At 36.6% G+C, this 24,674-nt stretch carries 21 protein-coding genes; 6 read left to right on the top strand and 15 right to left on the bottom strand.

What is annotated here, in order from left to right:
- Positions 1-187 precede the first annotated feature (187 nt).
- Positions 188-622, top strand: a complete 435-nt coding sequence (locus DBK98_RS14750) for a site-specific integrase (RefSeq protein ID WP_050503215.1) — start codon at positions 188-190, stop codon at positions 620-622.
- 228 nt (positions 623-850) lie between these two features.
- On the opposite strand, the gene DBK98_RS14745 is transcribed toward DBK98_RS14750, so the two are convergent.
- From DBK98_RS14745 to DBK98_RS14730, 4 genes are all read right to left on the bottom strand, one after another.
- Complete coding sequence (locus tag DBK98_RS14745; RefSeq protein ID WP_032536647.1) at positions 851-4,105, bottom strand: CHAT domain-containing protein; 3,255 nt, start codon at positions 4,103-4,105, stop codon at positions 851-853.
- Positions 4,083-4,502, bottom strand: coding sequence for a hypothetical protein (locus DBK98_RS14740; RefSeq protein WP_005805922.1), 420 nt, complete (start codon positions 4,500-4,502; stop codon positions 4,083-4,085). The genes DBK98_RS14745 and DBK98_RS14740 overlap by 23 nt, the downstream gene beginning before the upstream one ends.
- A gap of 124 nt (positions 4,503-4,626) precedes the next feature.
- Complete coding sequence (locus tag DBK98_RS14735) at positions 4,627-4,908, bottom strand: helix-turn-helix domain-containing protein (RefSeq protein WP_005805920.1); 282 nt, start codon at positions 4,906-4,908, stop codon at positions 4,627-4,629.
- Positions 4,892-5,185: a helix-turn-helix domain-containing protein gene (locus DBK98_RS14730; RefSeq protein ID WP_005805918.1), complete on the bottom strand. Its 294-nt coding sequence runs from the start codon at positions 5,183-5,185 to the stop codon at positions 4,892-4,894. Before DBK98_RS14730 ends, DBK98_RS14735 begins: the two co-directional genes overlap by 17 nt.
- Positions 5,186-5,542: 357 nt before the next feature.
- Here DBK98_RS14730 and DBK98_RS14725 point away from each other — a divergent pair, with 357 nt between their 5' ends.
- The gene (locus tag DBK98_RS14725; protein ID WP_005805916.1) at positions 5,543-6,235 is read left to right on the top strand and encodes a hypothetical protein; all 693 of its coding nucleotides are present in this window, start codon (positions 5,543-5,545) and stop codon (positions 6,233-6,235) included.
- 344 nt (positions 6,236-6,579) lie between these two features.
- Here DBK98_RS14725 and DBK98_RS14720 read toward each other — a convergent pair whose 3' ends face one another.
- Positions 6,580-8,385, bottom strand: a complete 1,806-nt coding sequence (locus tag DBK98_RS14720; protein WP_239650949.1) for an IS1182 family transposase — start codon at positions 8,383-8,385, stop codon at positions 6,580-6,582.
- Positions 8,386-8,427: 42 nt separating this feature from the next.
- Here DBK98_RS14720 and DBK98_RS14715 point away from each other — a divergent pair, with 42 nt between their 5' ends.
- Both DBK98_RS14715 and DBK98_RS14710 read left to right on the top strand, forming a co-directional pair.
- Positions 8,428-9,486 carry a site-specific integrase gene (locus DBK98_RS14715; protein ID WP_032535365.1) on the top strand — a complete coding sequence of 353 codons (1,059 nt, stop codon included), beginning with the start codon at positions 8,428-8,430 and terminating at the stop codon, positions 9,484-9,486.
- Between the two features lie 13 nt (positions 9,487-9,499).
- Positions 9,500-10,816, top strand: a complete 1,317-nt coding sequence (locus DBK98_RS14710; protein WP_005805912.1) for a site-specific integrase — start codon at positions 9,500-9,502, stop codon at positions 10,814-10,816.
- Between the two features lie 39 nt (positions 10,817-10,855).
- On the opposite strand, the gene DBK98_RS14705 is transcribed toward DBK98_RS14710, so the two are convergent.
- The 8 genes from DBK98_RS14705 to DBK98_RS14675 form a co-directional block, all read right to left on the bottom strand.
- Positions 10,856-12,007: a hypothetical protein gene (locus DBK98_RS14705; RefSeq protein WP_005805910.1), complete on the bottom strand. Its 1,152-nt coding sequence runs from the start codon at positions 12,005-12,007 to the stop codon at positions 10,856-10,858.
- 332 nt (positions 12,008-12,339) lie between these two features.
- Complete coding sequence (locus DBK98_RS14700) at positions 12,340-12,741, bottom strand: hypothetical protein (protein ID WP_032535364.1); 402 nt, start codon at positions 12,739-12,741, stop codon at positions 12,340-12,342.
- Entirely contained in the window at positions 12,738-13,658 is a 921-nt protein-coding gene (locus DBK98_RS14695; RefSeq protein ID WP_005805905.1) for a DUF5712 family protein, read from the bottom strand. Before DBK98_RS14695 ends, DBK98_RS14700 begins: the two co-directional genes overlap by 4 nt.
- A 4-nt stretch (positions 13,659-13,662) precedes the next feature.
- Entirely contained in the window at positions 13,663-14,247 is a 585-nt protein-coding gene (locus DBK98_RS14690; protein WP_005805904.1) for a BfmA/BtgA family mobilization protein, read from the bottom strand.
- A 254-nt stretch (positions 14,248-14,501) separates the two neighbouring features.
- Positions 14,502-14,852, bottom strand: a complete 351-nt coding sequence (locus tag DBK98_RS14685; protein WP_005805902.1) for a helix-turn-helix domain-containing protein — start codon at positions 14,850-14,852, stop codon at positions 14,502-14,504.
- 129 nt (positions 14,853-14,981) lie between these two features.
- Positions 14,982-15,392, bottom strand: coding sequence for an RteC domain-containing protein (locus DBK98_RS14680; protein ID WP_232307379.1), 411 nt, complete (start codon positions 15,390-15,392; stop codon positions 14,982-14,984).
- Complete coding sequence (locus tag DBK98_RS23315) at positions 15,355-15,600, bottom strand: hypothetical protein (protein ID WP_005805897.1); 246 nt, start codon at positions 15,598-15,600, stop codon at positions 15,355-15,357. The genes DBK98_RS14680 and DBK98_RS23315 overlap by 38 nt, the downstream gene beginning before the upstream one ends.
- Before the next feature lie 64 nt (positions 15,601-15,664).
- Complete coding sequence (locus tag DBK98_RS14675) at positions 15,665-16,750, bottom strand: alpha/beta fold hydrolase (RefSeq protein WP_005805895.1); 1,086 nt, start codon at positions 16,748-16,750, stop codon at positions 15,665-15,667.
- A gap of 108 nt (positions 16,751-16,858) precedes the next feature.
- On the opposite strand from DBK98_RS14675, the gene DBK98_RS14670 reads away from it, so the two are divergent.
- Complete coding sequence (locus tag DBK98_RS14670) at positions 16,859-17,575, top strand: LuxR C-terminal-related transcriptional regulator (protein WP_005805893.1); 717 nt, start codon at positions 16,859-16,861, stop codon at positions 17,573-17,575.
- A gap of 568 nt (positions 17,576-18,143) precedes the next feature.
- On the opposite strand, the gene DBK98_RS14665 is transcribed toward DBK98_RS14670, so the two are convergent.
- Positions 18,144-21,731, bottom strand: a complete 3,588-nt coding sequence (locus tag DBK98_RS14665) for a P-loop NTPase fold protein (RefSeq protein ID WP_005805888.1) — start codon at positions 21,729-21,731, stop codon at positions 18,144-18,146.
- Between the two features lie 438 nt (positions 21,732-22,169).
- Here DBK98_RS14665 and DBK98_RS14660 point away from each other — a divergent pair, with 438 nt between their 5' ends.
- Positions 22,170-23,084, top strand: coding sequence for a hypothetical protein (locus tag DBK98_RS14660; protein WP_050503217.1), 915 nt, complete (start codon positions 22,170-22,172; stop codon positions 23,082-23,084).
- A gap of 17 nt (positions 23,085-23,101) precedes the next feature.
- On the opposite strand, the gene DBK98_RS14655 is transcribed toward DBK98_RS14660, so the two are convergent.
- A complete protein-coding gene (locus tag DBK98_RS14655; RefSeq protein ID WP_005805884.1) occupies positions 23,102-24,313 on the bottom strand; it encodes a hypothetical protein in 1,212 nt (403 codons plus the stop codon).
- Positions 24,314-24,674 lie beyond the last annotated feature (361 nt).

The following is a 24,674-nucleotide window of genomic DNA, read 5'->3' as shown; positions in this document are numbered from 1 at the left end:
TGTTTCTTCATTCTTCCGCAGTCTGTTAAGCATTGATATTCAGCGTTTATCCTCGTCTAAAATAGGTAACGACTTGGTAGCTGAACCGCTTCTATATTTTGCCTTTTTCCCTCTTTCGCTAAAGATGCGATATTGAGCAAATCTATTATAATTCAACGGTTTACGTTTCACTTGCTGCGGTTGTTACTTGGATGCGATTGGGGTGGTTTGTTGTTTTACAGGCGTTTCGCATACTGATTTAAAAATCCTCACTAAGCAAAATATACAAGATTTTTTTGATGGAAATAGTTGGCTAATATATAGGCGAAGAAAGACCCATATAAAATCAAGTATACCATTATTAGAGATCCCGAAGAAACTACTGGAAAAATATCGTGATTATCAAATTGGAGATCGTATTTTTCCTGTTCCTGAATATGATCCGTGTAATAATCTTATAAAAATCATCGCAGGGTTTGCTCGTATAAATAAACACCTGACGTTCCACATGAGTCGTCATACATTTGCCACGATGATGTTATCAAAAGGTGTTCCTATAGAAACAGTCAGTCATATGTTAGGGCATTCCAACATTACTACAACACAAATATACGCAAGGGTCACCAATCAAAAAAATAGGTGATGACATGTATAAGCTATCCGGGATATTGCACGATTTTGAGAAATCGTTAGTCGATAAAATCTAAAAATGAAGTCCGTTAGAGAATCATCTTTCTAACGGACTTTTTTAATGACAAGGCATTAATCCAATGCACTCTCCTACTCCTTATATAATTTCCTCTCAAATAAATGATTCTTTGTAAATGCCTTGCCAAATGGCTGAATATGTGGCAAAATTGCAGCTACAAAATTAGAATGCAGAGCCTTGAAGTATAAATGCAGCCCAAAGACTTGTTTGTTTCTTTATATTTCTAACATCGATCATCGCTTGTTGAAGAGCAGTAATCTTATTGCTGCCAGTTTTAAGATATTGGTAAAAATGAACAAAGAAAATCTCTGTTGCTTCGTCATCAACAGGCCACAAGCTTGAAATGACACTTCTGGCGCCAGCCATTAGCAAAGCGCTGGATAGTCCTAACTGTTCCTCTCCTGAATAGACTTTATATTTACCTGTTTCACATGCACTTAAAATGGCAAGCTCTATGTTTAATTTCAAATCAATAATATCTTTTGCCCTGATCACCATTCCTTGACTTAGCTTAAGTGCAGATTGGAAACCATTATCTTCTCTATAGTAGCCATGACCTGTAAAATGAAACATCGAAGCTGACACAAGTTTTTCAATAAACATTTCCTTTGAAACATTTCCAGTCAGAGCCTCTACATGAAACATTTCAGCTAGTTTTTTAGCTTCCTGGTCAGCAAAATGTAAATCTCCTGTAGGATTTCCAATGATATTGACTTTTGAAAACATATATTTTTCATTACCATCACTATTCTTTCTGAACTGTATGTAGTCCCAACTTTGTATGCTTGAATTATAAAAAACCGGATTACGCATAATCAAGGGTTCTCCCTCTAATATTAAAGCATGGAGAGGCAAATTATGAATAATACCATGAGGAATAAAGCAAATAATATCATTAGGCATAGTATAGCTGGCCAATGGCTCAATAAGTACACTACTCTTTACGAAGAATTCTTCATCTGCTTCAGATATGTTCCTGAACCCCTCCAATTCTTTTTTCAGGGAATTTGCAGATAAAGGGATTATCGTTCTAAATGGACGTTCCCATATAGATGATACAGCAAGTAGATGAATAGAATCACATACTACAAAGTAATATATAAAAAACAACTTCTGATTACTATTGAGCCTATTCTCCTCATTAACTATTTTTCTTTGTAATGTTACATAGTCAGGTAGTATTTTCAATTTGCTTTGGGCATATTTTCTTAATTTGGGAATGCCCAACATTTCCTTGTACAAAGAATTGAGTTGCCTTTGTATTTCTCTGGACTTGACAATAGAGATGTGGCTTCCGGATATCTCCTTTATTTCATTTTCCTCCCTAATAAGCGGATGCATGGAAGAAGGCAACGACATATTGTTTGATAGGATAGAACTCAGAGATCTTGAATAGGATTTCTCAATCCATAAGATACATTCTTCCCATTTTTGCTCAATATAGTAAAAATTGAAACCCTGCTCCAACAACTGCCTGGCATCTCTATACAACGATATAGAAGCTACAATCCATTCACTATTTTCTTTTGGGCGGATTTTTGTAAACAGGAGTGTATAGCTTTCCAGTGTTTCGTTCAATAAATTCTCCGTTTTTATGGCAAACTCCTTTTGTGCATCTGGGTCAACTAAATTATACTTTAGGATCTCACTATGACAAACAAACAAAAGAAAATTAAGTCTCCAGACAAAATCGAACAATTCACTATCAGATAAGATTCGAATACCTTTTTCCAGGATATAGATCGCTTCATTATAAAATTGAATGTCCCTGTTTTGCCTTGCTATAGTTATGAGTAATCCACTCAAATAGTGCATATTCTGGGCATACAGACGCAGACAGCCTGCATTCATAAAATACTCTTCTGCCTTCTTGTAACAATTATAAGTCTCCGCTATATTATGATTCAGGCATGCTAAACCATAGTATTGGTAGTATTGCCCTTTCAATATATTCCGGTTTGGCAAGAAAACGATGCTATCTAATTGGGATTGGATGATTTGGAAATTATCAACGATTACAGGATCAGACAACAAATTCACTGACGGGTCTTTAACCTTTTGAATATCTTCAGTCAAGAAGTAAAGCCGACACTGCAATTCATCCTCTAAATAGCCTGTTGCATGATATAGTTCAATAGCCATTAACCAATGTTGGTTTCGGGGAGTATTCTCTGCCAATGCTTTGAATTTATAATATTGAGCTAACAGGACACTCTTTTTTAATGGGTATAGCCTCTCTATCTCCGCCTCTATCAGATTAAGCAGTCTCCTACTCACCCCCAGTTTGATACCGCTATTCATCATCATACATATAATTCCGGCCCTTGTATTCTCACATATAGAACCTTCCAGATATTCGCTTGCCAACGTCATTGCCTGCTCGTAGTCCCCACTGGCATAAATTTTATGGAGAGTCTCTAATAGTTCTGTTTCTTTTTTATAAGGAAAATCTAAAAAATCAACATCTATTTTATTTGCCTGCTTGAATTCATACAGCAGAGTTGTCTGGGAATTATTTTCCAGACATGCGATTGCTTGTTTATAAAGTGAATCAGCCTGTTTGTAATATCCCAAATGAATAAACTCTTTTATCGAACTGGTAATCCATGTAATACCTTCCATGCTTTCCAATTCAAGCAGGTGAGAGCCATATTTGCTCTCAATAAAGGCTTTACCAGCCACATATCCAGCTTTGGAGCAGAACTCCAGCACTTCCTTCAGTTCGACTGGTAATTGGTTCTTCGGCAACATTGATGTTTCTGGATATTGAACTCTCAATAAAGGTATGATACTTGCCAAATAGACCGGAATAATATCTAAAAGGGAATCCGGCGTATCTATCCAATGTTGATAGCTTTTCACCAATTCACACGCCTTGATAGCATCCGGACAAGGATAGTTATAACTATCGTTCACTAACGCAGCCAGAAAATCAAAAGAATGCTCTTTATCTATTACAAAGAACTTTTCCAAAAGCTGTTTCCCGATTTCTATGTGTTCTTTTTTATCTTCGGCATTCAATATACCCCACGTAAGCATCGCGCTACGGATTTTGTACTTGACTTCATCAGCAAAACACATAAATTCATCATTCGGAAAATCCTTCTGGGCATTATCACAAAGCTCAATAATGCGATTAGCCTTCTCTATAGAATATCCACATAGTAAAAAGTCTATCTCATTCTCGATGAGCGTGGCTTTAGCCGAATAGATAGGAGAACCAGAATTTCGCAACTTCTGCAAGCTCTTTTCCGCTTCTTTCCAATTCCCCATAGTACAAAAGGCATGTACGGATAATAAACTGATTTCGGGAGTTATATCCTGATCGGATAAAGATTTATAGTAATCAGAATATCCGCTTAAGTCACCCTTACGGTATAAATTCCGTAATGAATCAAATATCAAACTCATCATCATCGTCTTTATCGCTCAATAAAGAGATTTGTTTGATGATTGAGGATTTCCCCAGTGAATCGACCCATTTCTGCATATCCTTTGCAGAACCCTCCCCGTCGATCTTGATAGTACTGGTATCTGTTTTTATAGTGATGGTACCTTTTAGTTTGTTTATTTTACTGATACTGACGAAAGCTTTAATCAAGGCTACAATAACAGCAGATGAAGCAGAAATAATAGCTATTATAATAGCCGGATCATCCAATACTCCCCGCTTGTTTTCTTTCTCATCAACTTTGACTTTTTCTATAGCAATTTCTTGCTTCAGGCTTTCACAAATTTCCTGAATTTCAGTAAAGGACAGGAGTTCACTGGCTATTTGAACCTTCTGAATAAGGGCCTTATCACTTGTTTCCATGCTTTATATATTAGGTTTAATCAAAAGTAATAAAAAAATCTGTATCTACTATTTTTTTACACACCAAATTCCTTACCGCTTCTATATTTTAAGACTTCAGCATCACCCCTCAGATTTTTCCACTTTATCCATTATAGTTATCTTCCAGTACCCGCATAATATCAGACTCCTTATATATGATTTTTCCAGGTAACTGTATAAATGGAATAAATCCATCATCCCGGTACTGCTGCAATGTCCTTCTTGATATATGCAGCACCTTGCAAACCTCTTCATGGTCCATATATATTTCTCCGTTCATCGTTGGCCTACAAGTCTGGGAGATGCTCTCTATTCCTTTTTTCAACCGCTGGATAACCGAGAATAACTGTTGCACGACCTCATGGTCTTTAGTCATTAATTCCATCTTTGTTTTTTGTTAAGTTTTTCAATAATAACTCCACATCACTCAATTTGAAATAACTTTTCCTGTTAATACGGGAATGCGGTAAGATTCCCTGGTCCTTATAGTTTTGCAGTGTTCGTTTGCTGATATTCAGCATCAAACATACATTCTCATGATCCAGCCACTGAGCATGTTCCGGTTTAAACTTTCGCAATAAATCTTCAGACATTAAGATCACGTTATCAACTTCCTGCTGAAGATCATCAAATGTATTTTTCTCTATTGTTACGACTTCCATAATACGATTATTTTTGTTTCCGGAGTAAATGTATGCAGATATATAATTCTATCCATCAATCCTTTACCATCCCTGTTTGTATTTGCCTACATTTGCGTTTATATGCTTGGTCAGGTTCTAAATAGTAATACGACAATACTGTTCCAGTTACTTTCGACCTTATGGTGATTTATAATAATACAGTTTTTGGATATATTCAATTCTACAAAATGGAAATGTATAACTTGTCCACCCTTCATTTTACACTGTTTACTATTTGGCTGAATTTGTCTCATTCCCGTCCGGTTTTGTCTGTATCGGAATTATGCAGTTTCGGGAGAACAACCTTAACTTTGTATCCGACAAAATCTATCAAATATGAATGGTGATTTAAGAGTTTCGTTCAAGTCTGTTCCGGCTACAAAAGACCGGCATAGTGTTTACGTTCGCATGACGGCTAGTGTTAACGGCACGCGCTTTCGTATGGCTATTCCATCTGGTTTCAAGGAAAAACTGTCCTTGTCATCCACCTTGTTTCGTATTTATAAAGAGGCACTATTACAGAACAAACTTATCACGGCCCAAGAACTAAAAAAGCAGTTCATGGCTGCACCCCCTTCGTTATTATATGACACCATACACCGATCCAACGCTTCCGTTCTTCTCAATATTGGTAAAACAATATCTTATGAACAATATCAATTCCAGCTAAGAACTATAAAATCTATCCCCATATTCTGCCAGCTAACCTATGGAATACCGGAAATATCTATATCAGCACTACCTGATACATTTTTAGACCAGTTAGAAGAATTCTTCTCTAATCATTCGACAGAGAAGCACCGAAGCCGAGGACAAGTACAGTTGATCCGTACCATCTTATTGAAAGAGCACCGAAAAGGCAAAATCAGACTATCCGAACCTTTAAAGCAGCAACTGATTCTACATAACACTTCGGAAGAACTCACACCGAAAGATGTGCTTCGCCTCCAGGAGATCCATCTTCCTTACCACTATGCAGCCATAAGGGATATTTTCTTATTTAGTTGTTACACCGACTTATTACAGTAGAAGCAAGAAAGAGAGAATTAGGGTAATTGATTGAATGATAGAAATGTACGTCTTTTAGTGTCTTTGGGTGTCCGATAGTGAAATTGCAGGAAAAAGCAGATTTATGCAAACTTTCCATTTCTAAATCGTTACCCATTGTAATGAGAGAAAAGCACAGCAAACCAATGACCTTGAACGTCTGGTTACAGCACTGTTTGTCTGCTTGTTACATTGTTCAAATAACTCACAGAGAAAGTAATTTTACGAACTTAAAATGTGAGCGTTATGAACAACGAACTGAAAGTGTCCTTTTACCTCAAACGGGAAGGAAGTACAGAAAGAACAGAAGTAAACCCCGATACTGTTTATCCGGTTATCGGAAAAATCATTATTGGCAACTCTATCGCCCAATTCAGTGCCAAACTGAAAATCGAAGAACGGCTTTGGAGTGTTAAATCTGGTCGGGCTACCGGAAAAAGTCGTGTAGCCATTGAACTCAACAGAGGGTGTCCGAAAAGGGTACCCTCTAACTTTTTTCTTTTTTTGTGATTTATCCAACAACTTATAAAAATGCCCCTCATGAAACTCAATTTTCTCCCTTTATCAGTCTTATAATCCTTTCCATCCCTCCCTTTCTTAGCCTTTTTCTGCTTGCAGATCATTTTTCCGATGTTAAATGCAATAGCCAATATTCCAAAGTCCATGACAATCTTCTCCAAGCCTTTATGCCTGAACCTCTTGTACTCTTTATTCCATTTTATTTGCCCGAAGACCGCTTCCACCTCCACCGGTCTTTTGCTCCTATGTTCAAGCCCTTTTGATGAAGTGAGTTTCTCACGTGCCAGTTGCTTGTACCGCCTTAATTTATGATTCACCTTGATCTCCCTGTTTCCTCTCCCTTTGTGACATTTATTTTGTAGGGGACATCCCTGACAGTTCTTAGCACGGTAAACACTTATTTCACTTTCATATCCATTATCATTGACAGCCTTTATCGTGTAGGCAAATTTCATATACTGTCCCATCGGACATACAAAGTAATCTTCCGGTTCGTTATAATACAAATTATCTTGTTTGGAGATGTCACATTTCCATTTTTTTGTTTGTTCCATATGAAAATAATTATATTTCACATAAGCGCTTATACCGAAGCGTTCCATAAACTCATAATTTTCCTCACTTCCATATCCGGCATCCGCACAAACCTCTTTCATGAACCGGCAGTATCTCATCCGGCCATACAATAGAAATGAAATCAACGTCAACGTATCACCCGGATTGTGATAGAAAGCATAGTTTGTTATGAACTGGTTTTCCGTGGATATCTGTAGATTATATCCCGGTTTAAGCTGACCGTTCCTCATGTGGTCTTCTTTCATGCGCATAAAAGTCGCATCAGGATCTGTTTTGGAATAGCTGTTTCTTTCCCCCATTATTTCCAAGTGTTTCTCATATTCCTGCAGCTTAGGTAAGTACTCCTCATTAAGCTTTTTAATCTGACGAAGTTCACGTTTATTGCGGTTCTCCAGATTAATGGCATCTATTTTTTCTTTCAGAGCATGGCTGTCAATAGGAAGAGTTGATTCTCCAGGAGCGGTGTTGTCACCGAGAATACCCTCATCAATTTGAGAAAGTATACATTGAATCTTATTTTCCAGACGATCCTTATACTTTTCCACACTTTTGCGCCAGACGAAAGTATAACGGTTGGCTGCCGACTCCATCTTGGTCCCGTCGATATATTGTTTTTCCAGGCTGATATATCCCAACTCAACAAGCATGAGCACAATCTGAGTGAACAAACTGTGGATACAACTCTTCAAACGCTTGCTGCGGAAATCATTGATGGTACGGAAGTCGGGAGTGGACTTGCCCGAAAGCCACATGTAAAGGATGTTCTCCTGAAGTAGACGTGCTATCTTACGACAAGAGTACACATTGTTCAGGTAGGCGAAGAACAACACTTTCAAAAGCATGCGGGGATAATAAGCAGGACAACCACCACCCTTATAAGTAGATAACAACGGACTGATGTCAAGCTTATCAACAATCTGGTTGACAAGCCGGACCGGAGCATCCGAAGAAATATTTTCATCAAGACGGCAAGGAAATAAGGAATCCATACCTTGAGAATACTCCTTAAATTGTATATTTGCACTATCGATTAACATGCTCTAAGATAAACATTTTAGAGCAAATTAAAAAGTCCGAGCTTGGGAAAGTTCGGACTTTTACATAAAAAAAGAGGGTACCCTTTTCGGACACCCTCCATACACACGCATTACAAGGTTATTTTAGAGCGTACCGGAACAGTTACAGCCCAAGAAGTTAAGAACGCATTTCAAGGGATTGCAACCGCACAGAAAACACTGCTCGTTCTCTTTGGCGAAATGATGCAGGACTTCCAAACACGTATCGGAATAGACCGTTCCCAAGCCACCTATCACAAATATGTTACCATCAGAAAACAAGTCAAACGTTTTCTGAAAGTCAAGTATAATGTTCAGGATATACCCCTGAACCAGTTAGACCTGACCTTTATCGAAGCGTTCGATTTTCATTTGAGAGTGGAAAGGAAAATGACGGATGAAACAGTTTCGGGTACTATGTTGGTGCTTTTCAAAGTCGTACGTATCGCCCTGCATCGGAAATTGATTATCAATCCTCCTTTCTTTGGCTATAAGTTAAAGAAGCCCGATTTCAAGATACGTTCGCTCACAAAAGAAGAGTTTCAAAGGCTTATATCTACTCCGATAGAATCCAAAAGCCAATGCTTTATTCGTGATATGTTCGTATTCGCGGCTTTTACGGGACTTCCTTACATTGACCTAAAGCAACTTACGTGGAAAGAGATTATTACCGAAGAAGATGGTAGTCTGTGGATTTCCACTGACAGACAGAAAACCGGAACACCGTTTAATGTTAAGTTGTTGGATATACCCGTACTGATTATAGAGAAATACAAAGGACTGGCAAAAGGAGAAAACGTATTTCCCATGTTAGGACCGGGACGTATTAATTTTGCGCTGAAAATTATCGCTAAACTCTGCAATATCACAACCAAACTAAGCTTCCATGTCGGGCGGCATGTTTTCGCTTCCGAATTATGCCTTTCGCAAGGCGTACCCATTGAAAGTGTCAGCCGGATGATGGGGCACAAGAATATTCAGACTACCCAACGTTACGCACGTGTCAATAATGAGAAGATAGGCAATGATATGAAATTGCTATCTCTCCGTATCTCTGATAAATATACTTATGTCGAACAATAAATTCCATATAACAATGAAAACAAATAGAAGCACTTTCGCTATATTATTCTACCCGAACACCAGTAAAACCAAGAAATCAGGAGCTTGCCCGATAGTCGGGCGTATCACTGTGGATGGAAAGAACACCACATTCAGCACCGGATTGGAAATAATGCCCGACAATTGGGATAATCAAACAGGGGCAGCAAAGGGACAATCTAAGGAATTAATATCTATCAATAAGCAAATAGAAAAGCTTCACAAAGAAATATCTTCCCATTATAACAATATGGTGAATAACAATGGTTACGTTACTGCCGAAGCTCTCAAAAATGCGTTACGTGGTATCGGTATAAACCGTAATACCTTGATGCAGGAGTTTGCCGAACTGTTGGATGAAAAACGGAAAAGTATCGGAATACGGATAACCGAAAGTACATTTCCTGTATATATCAATGCCTACCGCCACATGAAAGAGTTTCTTCAAGAAAGACATAATCTTTCCGATTTGCCTTTTGGAAAGATTGATACTCCATTTGTAGAGAGCTATTTCCATTATCTGAAAATTGATTTGAAAATGACACCCCGAACAGTTAAAACTAATATGAATCCATTTCGTCAAGTTGTTGTAAGGGCTTGTAATAAAGGAGTATTACATCAGAACCCATTCTTTGATTTTGTCCCTGAACGGGTAATTCCTAAACGTCCGTGGCTCTCTAATGATGAGATACAACGAATGATGGAAGCCAAGCTCAAACTTGCCACATGGCGTTTTACCCGTGATATGTTTATTTTTTCGACCTTCACAGGAATTGCAATCATTGATTTACGAAATCTGAAACATTCCAATATTCAGGAAATGGAAGACGGTAGCCAATGGATAATTCTCGACAGGCAAAAGACCGGAACAACTTCGTATATCCCACTGCTGGATATTCCTAAACGTATTCTTGAACGATACAGAAGTACGGATTTTGCTGGAATAGGTGGGAAAGTTTTTAAATTTCAAACCCATGTGAATATGAATTGGCAACTGAAACGTATTGCCAAAGCTGCCGATATAGATAAACGGCTGACATTCCACATGTCAAGATTTACTTTCGCTACAACGGTCTGCTTGACACAAGGTGTTCCTATTGAGAGCCTTAGCCAAATGATGGGACACCTCTCGATAAAGACTACTCAAATTTATGCGGAAGTTACCCGTACCAAAATCAATGAGGATATGACCAACCTTGCGGAACGGATTGAGGGTAAATATGAATTATCTGAAAATGATAGTAAAATCTACAAACAGGGTAGACGAAACAGAAGGTTTCCTGAAAGGGAAATCAATGAGAACAATTTCTAAATGATTATCGGGAAAGTAAAATGCTTTTCCGATAATCATTTAGATTAGCCAATCTTTAGAAATTTCAAGTATATTACCTATATCATCGCCTGTATTGTCGATTATTTTCCCTTTATTTACATAGTTGAATTTCAATCCTATTTTATTGAAATCCATTTTATTCTCGGAAAGGGGATGTTCATAGAGCCAATAATTAGCAACAGGAACATTATGTGGATATACTTTGGATACCAAAACGCCAGTAAGATTTTTAAGTCGAGCACCTTTCTCATCACAAAACACTCCATCTAATTGTCGTATCCATTTTTCGTCTTTGCTTTCCGGATTTGTCGACCATGATAATGCTAATGTCCCCCAAATAGCATTATCAACGTCTATTTTTCCCGATGTTCTAATGTCTAACGAATTTAAGCATATAATAAATGGTTTATCCAACTTTCCGTACCTTTTAGCCTTTTTCTCAATAGAATTCTTGAGAGATTCTTCGCCTCCTCCCCAAAACGCTTCTGCTGGATATATACCTATCGGAAGCACCTTTTCCTCTCTTGCCGAAAGACTTACAGGGATAGGGCTTACTATAATATGAACATCCCTATTCTTATATTCTATCTTCGGGAAATTTTCAATGCCATTTTTTTCTAATTCTTCACTTAATATGTCAGGGTCTATTCTCTTTAATTCTTCCTCTATATATTTTATCATCCTTTTTGTACTTGGTTGTTTCTGAGTGAGAAAACAAAGGTGTTCAATATTTAAAAGGAAATCTTTTGTGTTTAACTTATTTAGATTATCATATAGCTCATTTCTTTTTCGCTCAAAAGCTTCCTGTTCCATAGTTTTGCTCTTAACAACCTTTGCTTCAACATAGAATTCTAAATTATTTTTAGATATTAGAAAATCTGGTTTCTTGGGCGAAGAAGCTAAATCGGGATGAATGGTAATATTATATCCTAATTTACAAAATAGTTCATATAAGAATAATTCATAAAATGAAGAATCAAAATCTTTTTTAAATCGACTCTTTAGCTCTTTTTTTTCTTCTTCAGGATAATTATAGAACCATCTCTCTAAAGTATCTCTCACTTTTGACATATCAGCTCGTGCGCTGTTATTATAATACTCGTAAGTATTATAATTGTGTTTTGCAAATTCGAGACATGTTCTTTCAAATGAATCAAATAAACTATTCATATATTTTTCTTTTTTGGAGTAAAGATATAAATTTCAATGTTTTTTCAAGCAAAAGGAAATGATTTTTTAGTTGGTTTCAAAAGATGGAGTATAACGAATGGGAATGGGTGTATCTGATGCAAACACTCAATCATAAAATATATTTTTTCCTTTTTTTCTCTGATACACATTCATTATATGGAAAGAATAAATAAGTCAACACTTTTTAGAAATTTACTCTTTTTCGGGACGAAAAAGGAAGAAATTTCTAAAAACCCGTAGGGCTCGGTGTTGCCGTTTTATTCTTGGAATATACCTTTGTGTTCAGAGAAATAAAGGATTAATTAAGATTATTACATTGAAAAATAAGATATTAGATTGGCTACGGATATTGCATAACTCTCGCCATCGATGGAGTAAAAGCCTAACTTCTTGGCAAATGTACTGCTTTTGATGTTGGCACACTCAATGCCGATATAATTGAAACTATATTTCCGGGCTACTCCGGTCAAAAACCAAAGAAAGTGTGTTCCGTGTCCTATCCGCTCTTTACTGAAACCTAATCGGGCAATAATCAGGCAATCAGGCGGAAATTGGCTTTCAATTCGCCTGATACGCAAATACAAATCTACTCGAGTATTCCTACGGGTGGTGGTGATGTTATCCACTGTTAGCCGTACAAGCGATTTCCGATATTTGAAACGCTCCATCAGGTAGCAATCTATATCGGCTCTTAGTTCCTCGTATTCAATCATCGTCTTATCCCTTTCTTCTTTTTCTTTTTACGTTTCTGTGCCTGTAAATCTTCTGCCTGTGTAGCATCGTAATTGTTGCCATCTCCCAATGAAAAGATAGACAGCAGAGAATCACTGCTACTATTATTTTCTTGATTATGAGAATGTTTGTTATCTGCTTTGCTATCAAGATTGCAAGAAATCATGTTTTCTTTTTCACCGGATTGGAATGTTTCTTTTTTATTTTCGCCAGTAAAGTTTTGTTCTTGCAATTCAAGTTGTTCAGATATAGAAGCGTTCTTCATCGTATTGCGGTAATCAAATGATTCGGATTGTTGGCGGTTGTAGCCGAATAACTTATCAAAGCCCTGTTCTGCCTGTTGGAATAGGTTTACACGGTCAAAACCACCCATTACCGTCCCCTTCTTGGTGTTCTTGTGGTTGGTAAGCGGTGATAGCTTCTTTTTGTTGGATTGGTCTTTACGGCTGATAATCAAATGGCAGTGCATATTTAGCTCGTTGTCGGAACGGTTGCGGTCGAAATGGATTTTACCATAAAACTTTATATCCGCTTCGGATAATCCTTTGTTGAAGTTCTTGGCATACTCAGGAATAAACACTTCCCGAATATACCGCTTCATGGCTTCCGCTTTCTCCTGCTCAGTGTTTCCCATTGCTTGAAGCTCACTTTCCGATGGGCTGACATGGATAGCGAAAAACTTAGCATCTGTTTTCAGCAATTGCCCGATATTGGTATCTATATCCTTAATCACCTTTGATTTGTAGATATTATCATCCGATAGGTTGAAAAAGCCATCGGTATAGATACCCTTTTCCATACGTTCTAAATCTTCATGCTCACAATAATTTGCTAATTGTCGACTACTCCCTGCATTGTTGTATGTTCCTTTTGATGGTGAGGCAAAATCTATGTGCATGGCTCTATGTGTTTATCAGATTGGTAATTTCTGCTTTTAGGCTCTCTTTCCGTTTACTATCCATTACACCGCAAGCGGACAGTTCCGAATAAAGTTGTATAAGTTGAAGTAACTTCTTATAGTCCCGTTGGTGTATCTGATACAAGGCGGTGAGTTGTTTCCCCTGCTGATTGATTACATCAGCGTGTTTCCCGAACTGCTCACTAACTTTTTGTAAGACTGCTGTTTGCTTCTCCCTACTGGATTCCAGTTGTGAGAGGATAAGCGTTTCTAATGTTTTGCCAATGGTATCAAAACGAACTGCAATAGAATTGGCGGTTCGCATCATCGGATTGAGTTGTTCTTCCTCGTAGTGTCGGATGAAGCGGATTATATCGTCCTGCCGTTTGTTTAACTTCGCCAGTTCCGATTTTACGGATTCCGGTGCTTCGGACGGGTTGATACACGCTTTATCAATATAGACAAATGCCAGCCTGACTATTTCCCCTTTTTTCAGCGAATAGCGTTTGCAGAGTTTATCTATCAACTTACCCGTCTGTCGGTCTATCCCGATGGTGGTAAGTGTGGATATATTATTAGTCTTATCCATGATTATAACTTTTTTATAAAGAAAGTAAGATTCATTCAGTTGATTATGAGTGATATACGTTTTTGGTTAATAATCACTGTTATAAACGGTTACGAATGTAACCTCTTAAAGCCGAAGGCTTTACCCCGCAGGGCAAGAGGGAAGAACAGGACTTGTCCAGTTCCCTCTTGCTTCATTTAGCGAAGTGAGCAGAGCCACAGGGCGAGGCAATTTCTGCTAAATGGGGAGCGGTGGCTTTTCTTCAGGCGGTGATATTAGCCACCTTGTTTTGCTTCGGTTTGCTTATCGAGTTGGTTCTCCTTTTTGAATCGCTCGTAGGTCTTACAATCGGCATTTTCCTGTACAAATGCATGAATGTCAGCAGCGCGATAATAGGTCTTATGGCTTATCGTAAAATAAGGAAGTTTGCCACTTGCCCGATACCGTTGAAGGGTTCGGAAAGATACTTTCAGCAGGAAAGCTAAATCCTGATTATCCAATATCTTGTCGTTGGGGTCTAATACCTTGTCAGTATTGATTAGTGATTTCAGGTCTTGCCCGATTTCGGAGAGTTTCTTTGATAGTCGTTCCATCCACTTGTCGAAGTTTTCATTGTCTATATACATTTTGCTTCATTTTTTAGTTCAACATTATTGTTTTCAATCGATTGATGAAGCAAAGGTCGGCAAATGGGTGCAAATAAGTTAGGGGAATACCACTGGTACTCCCCTATAAATAGTTGGTAAGTTGTTGATTTACATATATCCTTTATTCTTACTTTCTTCGGCAATGGCTTTGCGAAGTATATCTAAAAACCCGGTTACTTTGGATGGCTTACGCTTAATAACACTCTCATGCTTCTTGTGAATGTCACCCAGTTTGATATTAAAGAGGTACTCAAACGCTCGACCGATTTCTGTAAGTGGTGATTCTGTTCCGTTGTGGGTAACTACTCGTTTAGATAAGAACAGTCCGCTCACCATCTCCATAATTTCAATAAGGTAGGTTTCGTCTGTGAGATAAAGCGGTGAGAGTGGAAATTTAGTCTTCCGGTTTTGGAACTGAACCGGATATTTGATTCGCATATTAAGTATGCGAATTTCTGTATTTACAAGTTCTATTGCTTCGTCAATAAGCAATAACAAGGCATTTTTCCCCCTGCCCAAATTGCACACGATGCGATTTGAGCCTGTTAAGTCCAAAGGAGAAATAGCGTAGTAACACGCTATAATTCTGTTCGTTCATACTAAAATTAGCTAAATGATTAGCTAATTCTTCCATAGCTTCTGCCAATTCTGATACAGAAACTTTACGCTGCGAGCATTCCAATAATAATCGGAAAAATCTCTGTTTGAGCAAATTATCCGTAAGCATAAAATTTTAAAGGTAAATATGATATGTTTTTATTATAGCGTACCTATGAATGAAAAGCATTTCATTATTTGGTCTGTTCTAATATTTTTAGCATTGTGAGTGAAAATTTTACTATTTCATCTATATTGGGAGAGTGTGCCGAGTTCTCAAATGAAATAAATTCTTTGTGTGGAGCATTGACAATTTCGAAATACTCTTGGGCTAACGCATGTGATACCGTTTGGTCATACTTGCCATGTAGAAAATAGACAGGCAGGTTAAATGATAATGATGATTTAAAAAGATTATCAGCGAACAGATAAGGAAAGAGATGTTTTGTGTGAAATTTAGAACCGCATCCAAAATTGATTTTTTCTAAAATAGTATATCCTTTAAACTTGAAAACATCACTTACTAACTTTGACATTGAAGATTTTCCTCGCAATGTCCCAACCCCGTATTTTTCTAAAAGCTCAGACCTTATAGAAACCAGATAATCATAGTTTGGGAAGTCCTCCGTATTACGGTCAAACTTTCTCAGTTCTTTTTCAGATTTAGTATCTCCAATAGCAGATGCATGTTGAAGTAAATAGTCATAAGCCAAACGTTCCGACTCTAATTGATTTGTTATTTGACTTATGGCTATGTATGCAGTATATTCATCCGGATACTTTTCTATAGTCTTAATTCCGAGGTAAGTTCCCCATGAGTGAGCCACCAAATATATTTTGTTTTTTCCAAAACGTAGTTGAAGGTATTTTGTCATTTTACAAACATCATCAACCATCTGTTCGATAGTTAAATTATCCAAATTGATTGATTTGTTGTATGACATCCCTACATATCGCTGTTCCCAATAACATATAGTAAAATACTTTTCTAATCTTTCCTCACTCTCACGTGGAAGAATAAAAGGTAATTCAGGAACACCTCCATGTAAATACAATATTATTGGATTTTCTAAATTTTCACCACGAATGAAAAAGCCCTGCGAAACTCCATTAATATCCACTTTTCCTTTTTCAGAGATAGAATTAATAATATTTTCACCTGCTTTATCAAGTAAAGGAGGTAGATTTCCTGAACTTTGTGTTATTATGGTTACTACAGAGCGACCACTTAAAAGTGTATTTTTAAAAACACTTGCTATTGTTTTCCCAATCTTTTTCATTTTCTTATTTTTGAGGATTAAAAAATATTCTGTTTATTTTTGTACAAAGTTAGTATCATCTGTTAAGTCAGGCAATTACTAATTTTAGCTATATTAAAATATGCAACCATGAATGCAGAAAAAAAACAAAAGATATGGGAAGCTCATAAAAGGCATATTGAGCTGCTTGCTAAAGTAAATAATAGTTATGTGTTTGTTGTAGAACAACATGTAAAGTACCTTTATTTGTCAGATAGTTATATTCGTTTTTTTGGATATAACCCAGGTGCATTAGAATTTCAGAATAATGAAGAAATCTACTTCGAATCCCGCATACATCCAGAAGATTTAATTGCATTAAGCAATACACAGGAGAGATTATTTGAGTATTTGCAAACAACTCAAGCAAATAAGATTTTAGAATATAAGCTTGTTTATGAGTTTAGAGTTCTAAATTCATACAATAAATATGTTCGTATCGTCAGCCAACATCAAGTATTAGAGTTAGATGAAAATGGTAATCCTTGGCTTATAATGGGTATTGCTGATCTATCCCCTAATACAGTACCGTTAGATAACATCAAGATTCAAGTAGTGAATTTTATCACTGGCGAAACCCTGCCTTTAAATAAATTTGAGGAAAAAGAACTGATTGAATTTACCCCAAGAGAAAAAGAAATATTACTTTTAATAAAATCAGGTATGCTTAGCAAGGAAATTTCAAATCGGTTGTCTGTAAGTATTCATACGGTAAATAAACACCGTCAAAATATAATGCAAAAAATGAATGCTGACAACATAATTGAAGCCATTGAATATGCAAGAAAACTTGGATTATTGGATTAGGTATTATGAAATTTGAGAGTCTGACAAGATAAATATGTGAAAATTGTATAAGCTAAAAAATTAATGTTTATCTTTGTCACAGAGTTATTTGATAATGATGTAAGCCAAAGCAGGCGAAAGAATTTCGCTCGTTTCTATGTCGTTACCCGTTGTACTCTTTCCTTTCTTTAATTATCTGTATTTCAACGGATAAGTTTTAAATCTTCTATTGCTATACGGGTTTGAATTATGCTTCAATCAGGCAACTGACATGTCGCCAACTACGAACAATGTCGGACGGTTCTTTATGGCTGTTTCTGAAAGACAAACAGATTCCCCTACCCGACTTGTCGAGAAAAATATCTAATAAGTTATCAAAGATCAGTAACAGTCAGTTACTTTTCAACAAAATACCTACGATACAATATATCAATCAAGTCCTCCATATCATTGCTTTAAAAAGCAAAATATGTACAAACATCACATTCAAATTGGCAAGTAAATATTACCTTTCCCAGCAATCAGTGATAAAATCAGAAAAATGAAACCTAAATATTCTTCTCCCATTTTTTCCTAAAAAACACAATTATCATAACATTCTCTTGTTAACTTTTAACCCTTTATCAGTTTCACTTACGGTTGAAATATAGCTAACATTTTTAAGTACCTCAAGCAGTTTCGAGTTGTAACTGGTATTTTCAAGAATAGGATGTTTTTGATCATGTTTCGCAATATCCGCATAAGGAGAAGGTAATTGACATAATAAACTTTCAATAAGGTCCATATCATCACTACAGTTCTCTATGACGTAAGTAACGACAGCAACCCGGTCGTTGATGTTATGAGATATCCGCAAAATCGTTTTAAGAATATTCTCATTCAAATCTATCCGTACCTTTGTCAGAAGAGAACAAATCTCTGTTGCCAAATCGCTATTATCCTTTATTGTATCAAGATTCAACGCTGATACAATTTGAGACTTCTCATGAATCGCAAAAGCACTCGATTTCAAAAGGCATATCGCAAGATTTGCCGTATATTTGAAAGTTTCTACTTCCTGTAAAAAATCATTCTTATGGCTAATCAGGTATTTTGCCATTATTGGTGCCTTATGTGAAAATAATGCAAGTGTATTTTCATACGTATATTCAATTCTATTTTTATCAATTAGAAAATCAACTCGTTCAGATTCAAGATTAGAGAGAGAATCACCATCGTCAATTGTATTATCAAACGAATTAAATAACTTCTTGAATGTATCTATATTCAATTTATTTGAAACCAAGAGTAAATTAAACAACAGATATTTGACCTCTATCGAATCAACACATTCTAAATATCCTAAATCATCTCCATAATGTTCAATGTATGATATCAGATTCTCTGGAACAGATTTTCCAGAGGAACAGAAATATGACGCAACATTCTCCCAGGTTGGCTTTACCAGGAAAAGCTTAACAGCCATATCTCTAAAACTTTCTGTTATGTCCTCTATATTTTCTATTCGATTACGTTGATTTGTCAGATAATTGATCTTATCCTCTTCATCTATATTTTCATTATTCAAAATGAACGAGAGAGAGTCCTCCTCTTCATCATTAACTGTGTCGGAGAACTGCTCCAGGCAGTAATCAATGTTATTCTCTATATACAAGATGAAAGCATTGTTTCCCGTTCCTTTTATGCGTGACAAATTAAGATTACCGGCATTGACATCATCACTTTTATTCAAATAGTTTGTTATAATGCACAGATTCTCCTTATTCGGTAAATAGAAATTATTGGCAATTATAAAATCCAATAGCTCACGGGAATCCGTATTTAGGATAACATATCTTTGTTCCTTTGAGAGTCGTTTTATCTGCTCCAGTCCGATTACCTCTATATGATCCGTCAAGAAAGAATAATTGTCATTTAGCCATTCTTTTTGTTCATCAAGTAAATTAGCGGCATCACAGAATCTAAGCCAACCTTCTATAAGGACTGTACGTCCTACAGTATCACCGTATTCGATGATTGTCGTCCAACTATCTTTTATGCTCCATTCTATAAAACACTTGAATAGACTTCTGGCATATTTACTGTTCTGATAGTACTGAATCATAAAATCTAAAGGAACATCTGCTCGTTCAATCCGTTTCACAAACAACTCGTATTTCTCCTGGAAAGCAGGTTTCTGACAAGAAGATATTAGAAAATCAGCCAAATCATTATTCAGAACGCAATCATGATTGAATACATACAATGGAACCTTCTTGGCAAAGTTTTCGACTTTATCAATATGGGCTTGATAATCTCCTTTTATCGTCTGTTTCATGGCCAGCAGCAAATCCCTGTCATTCTGTGACACCATATCCGGATAGAAATAAGAGATATAATCATAGTATTCCTCATCAATATACCCCCGACGTATAAAGACATTCATCAACGGCTCTAATTGGATTCGAGTAAAATCTTCACACTGAGTAAAATCAAATGCAGAAAGTAACTGTGATAACTTTAACGATTTGATACGTCTTTCCTTATATATTATATCTTTCCGTTCTTTTATAATTTCTTTAGGAAAATCTTCAATAGCCTTTTTCCGTTCCCAGTAAGACTTACAGATAGATTCCGGTATATTTAAAACGCGTCTACCATTTAGGTGATTATAATCTTCATATACATACTCAATTTCTTTCAACGATAATATATTTTCAAAGATTGTCTCATTATCTATAATCACCTGAATATCAGCCTGGTTATCGTTTATCATTATTGATTTAGGATATCGATACATTTCCTTTATAATCTGATATGCTATTATACTTCTTAAGTCTCTTTTAGAAAGATGGGCATTTTCAGTATGTAGCTTAATTTTTTCTTCCAAGGCTTTTTTCTGATTATCAAGTGTCCGTTGGGCATATGCTACAAATTTACTTTTTGATGAAATACATTGATATACTTTTTCTTCACGATTATGTAACAACGCAAAGTCTCTTGGGAAATAGTTCTTATAAACAATCATTGCTAAAAGTTTTGTCGGATTCAACGATATTTTTCCGGCAACACAAAGTCGTTTACGATATTGCTGGTATTCATTAGCAATATTGCGTAACAGACGCATATCGTTAATAAAAAAAGCAATCTCTTCCAAATCATCATCCGGTATATCTTCATATCCTCGTATGCGGAGTTCCTCTTTGAGCTTATCTTTTGAATTTGAGGGATTTATCACAGGAATAACAGTAGATATATAATCAAAAAATTTAGCTCTTTGTGAATCCTTGAATACATCATCTTTAACTGCATAAATAAAAGTGATATGTCGTCCGATTTCTTTGGAGTCATTAATCAGTTGATTCAACTCTCTAAGTTTAAGATATATGTCTGACGTATTAAAACGATCGAGATCCTCAATAATTAATACATCGTAATTCGTGACCTGAAAAAAATAAATGATTTCGTCCAGATGTTTGTTGAATATGGATGTTTCTTTTTGTAACTCAACTTCTCCATCTTTCAGATTGAGTTTGCTAAGTTTATAGCCGCAATAGGTCAGAAGCGCCTTCCGTACGCAGATAAACAAACAGGCAAGCATATATAAGACACTAATTATATCAAATATTGTATTGATAGTCACACCCCAATCAAAAACCTTATACATCGCATCTACCCGTAACCACGTAGGTTCAAACGCAATAAGGTAAGCAATAAAGAATCCGACAATGCCCAAAGTCCATTTGCATAACTTCCCTTTTTCAAAGTGAAAAATTCTTCTGAATCGGGAGTTTGGTAGGTTCTCATACTTCTCACGATATATCAGTTGTTGAAGTATGCTGTACTCGATCAAGCGGTTTAGCTTCTCGACTTCTTCTTTCTGCTTCTTATCCCCATCAGGAATATCATATGACTCCAATGTTGCCAAAGATATCTGCAAATAATGAGGATTCGGATAATGTTTCTGTAAAGTAAATAGCACTGAACTTTTTCCAGAGCCATAAGGCCCGGTCAAAGCTATATTACGTAAATTACTATCTGATTTAAGTTTATCCCCTATTTCCTTAACGGGAAGAAATTGCGGCTCTTTCTCATCTATAATCGTGGGCATCATTGTCTGTTGCTGGACATTAATGTCAGTAGAATCTTGCTGTGTAATTCTATTTGTCTTATTCTTAAAAATACTAGGTATATTCATGCTGTCTAACTACTTTATATATGCAAAATTACAATATATTTTCGGAGCAGAGAAATGTATGCATATATTAAATTACTTCATTTCAAAAGATAGAATAGCATATACATATCACCCCAAAAACGACTTTTCCATTTTTAGTAAAAAAGACTAATAATAATGTCCGAGGATAATAATATCACCCCAATAGATCCATTTAGAAATTTTGTCGCAGAGAAAGAGTCCATTGACAGAGGCTATTAACAACGACACAACATATCATCACATTCTTTTAAAAAGCAGTATACGCACCCTTTTCACATTCAAATCAGGACGTAAATACTATCTTTTCCACCGGAAAGAACAAAAACCCAGAAACATGAAAACCTGAACACACATTTCCCGTATGCAGAATTTATCATATCTTTGCCCCCCAAAATAGCAACCTTAGATTTATCAAATATGAATAAATTCGTTTTCCAGTGCTCAATTTCGACTGACCAATTGAACTTGATAAAAGATTTCTCTGATAAAATGCAAATTAACGGCGATGCAGTCGTACAGTTCGATGAACGCGGACAATTTTATTTCCTATGTTCTAAGGAGAGTGATCTTCAACAGCACTATACTGATGATAACGGTTGGTTAATTACTTACAGTTATCCATTTAACAGTGAGTTGATCATTGGCCAGGGCTTACATGAAAATACCACCTATGCCGGTTATCTGCATACATTTGAGGACAAGGATAAAGTAAGGATGTGGAATGATATTTTAGATTTCGCCTTTCGCAGTGACTTTCATCGAGTGTTCTTTCCTATGGAGAACTATTTCAAGGGTTTTCTGAAGTTGGACGACAGCCTTTGTTTCTATCTTTATGATTATGTACCTGTTTCACGTAACCTCAAAGCAAGTACGGATCTAAAGAAAACGACCAATTTGCTTTTTCGCATGAAAGAAGGCCACGTAGTTCCCCTCACCGCCAAACTCTTTTCATTGGCTATGAGCCGCATTTACGCCATCACCGGCAAGAAGGATAACTCTATTTTAATCCCGATCCCTGCATCCACCCGTGAAAAGCACATGCAACGGTTCTCTTACTTCTGTCATCTGCTGTCCGAAAGGACGGGCATCAAAAATGGCTACAACGCCATCCAGATTGAATCCGACCGGCAAGAACTGAAAGGAGCCCGCAATGTTGACAAAATTTTCAATCTAAAATTCAATCCATCACTATTCTGTGACAAGCAGGTCATACTCATCGACGACGTACTGAATTCCGGTACCGGCTTTATTCAGATCAAAAGAAAACTTATGGATTTGGGAGCAAGATCAGTCATTGGAGTTTTCCTGGTAAAAACGATACAGGAAGAATAAGCTTTATTCCAGCATAATTATATCTTTCTTTTTTGGGGAGTCATGTTTGTTTTCTGTAATTTCCTCATAGGTTTCTCTACTTGTTCCTTTGTTTGTTTCTGCACAGGACGACATAACAATTGCTTATGTTTTTTGTCGAAAGTAATCACACAGTTATCGTGTACCTGATAGTCTGTATGTACATTTTTTACGATCAGCGGTTTGCCATTATACAGATCTTTCATTTGCTCAACTGTATAATCACTGGATTTTGTTGCATTTTCCAGTGTTCTGAAGAGTGAGTAAATATTACTTCCGCTACGTACAGCCATCGGTACTCTGGCAGGCTCAAACGCATCTTTGAAGCGTATGGCAACTTCCAGGCAAATCTCCGGAGTACAGTTCTTCGGAGGGATATAACAAAAAGATTTCCAGCTATGCTTTGCCGCTTTAAGATAAAGTTCCGGTGTCAGCATATCCTTTCTTACATTTCTTAATAAAGAAAAGGAACCGGAAACTTCTACCGCCTTTTCTATACGTTCCTTTGTCTGAAGATGTACCGGTATAACATTCAGACTTTGCCCCACTACTTTTGATACCAGATAGTCTACGATTTCATCATTCATCACTTCCGGACGAATATATCCGGCTTTATCCAATATTTCGATCGGTTTATCCAATGGCATTTTTTTAAGTTCTTCAAGACAAACCTCTGCAAAAGGAATCTCCTTTATCAGGGTTGAAAGTCCGTTTTGCCATTTCCTCTCCGTCTGTATGGCTAAGCGACACATCTCCGGTGTCTTTACATAGTCAGGAATCAATGCCAGGTTTTCTCCGTCTTTTAGAACAGCATGCCAGCATTTTTGTGGAGTACGTTCAAAATCACATAAATCACCAAAATATTTCTTCTTTTGTTCGTCTCTGTGAACTTCCTCCTTATATTTTTCCAGAAGATCGGAATAATGCGCTATAGGTAAAAGCTTGCCGGGTTCAAGCTCCCATTTTTTGAGTTGGAGATGGTCCAGCAGGACTTCCCGTTTATAGATATAATTATTATGAATCACCACATGCGGGAGCTTCATGTTTTCTTCCGTCATCCATTCCACCCCCTCTTTACCGGCAGGTACTAATCCCATATTGAGTAATTGCTTCTTTGCCTGGTCGATATTATCGTTTATCAAGAGAATAAACGACGATGGATAACACCGCAAAAAGTCTTTTCCGGACTGTATTTTTATATCATTTTCCATAACTGCCATCTCTTTATTTATATTGCTTTTCAAAGATAGCCGACAAGAAAGCACAAATATGTTTCACCTGAATCATTTGATACTTTTTGCAGTCGTTTGCTATACATTTCCACCCATTATTCATCAACCAGATTTATTTAATTGATTGGAAAAAATTCTTTACTGCCTGGTAAAACATCGTCGAAGGTATATCTGTATCGGTTACTGTTCAATAATTATTTTAAAATCTCCAGACCTCCCTTCGGGTGCTAGTATTTAAAAATAATTCTTGACCTGTATCCGCTACAGACCTTCTTATTGCCGATGTTCTTCCCAGTCAGTTAAGGGAAATTTTAATGGTTCGGGGAAGAGCGACAAGCGG

Source organism: Bacteroides sp. PHL 2737 (genome assembly GCF_004115325.2).
In the GTDB taxonomy this organism is placed as follows: Bacteria; Bacteroidota; Bacteroidia; order Bacteroidales; family Bacteroidaceae; genus Bacteroides; species Bacteroides hominis.
This window is presented reverse-complemented; position numbering and strand designations above follow the sequence as displayed.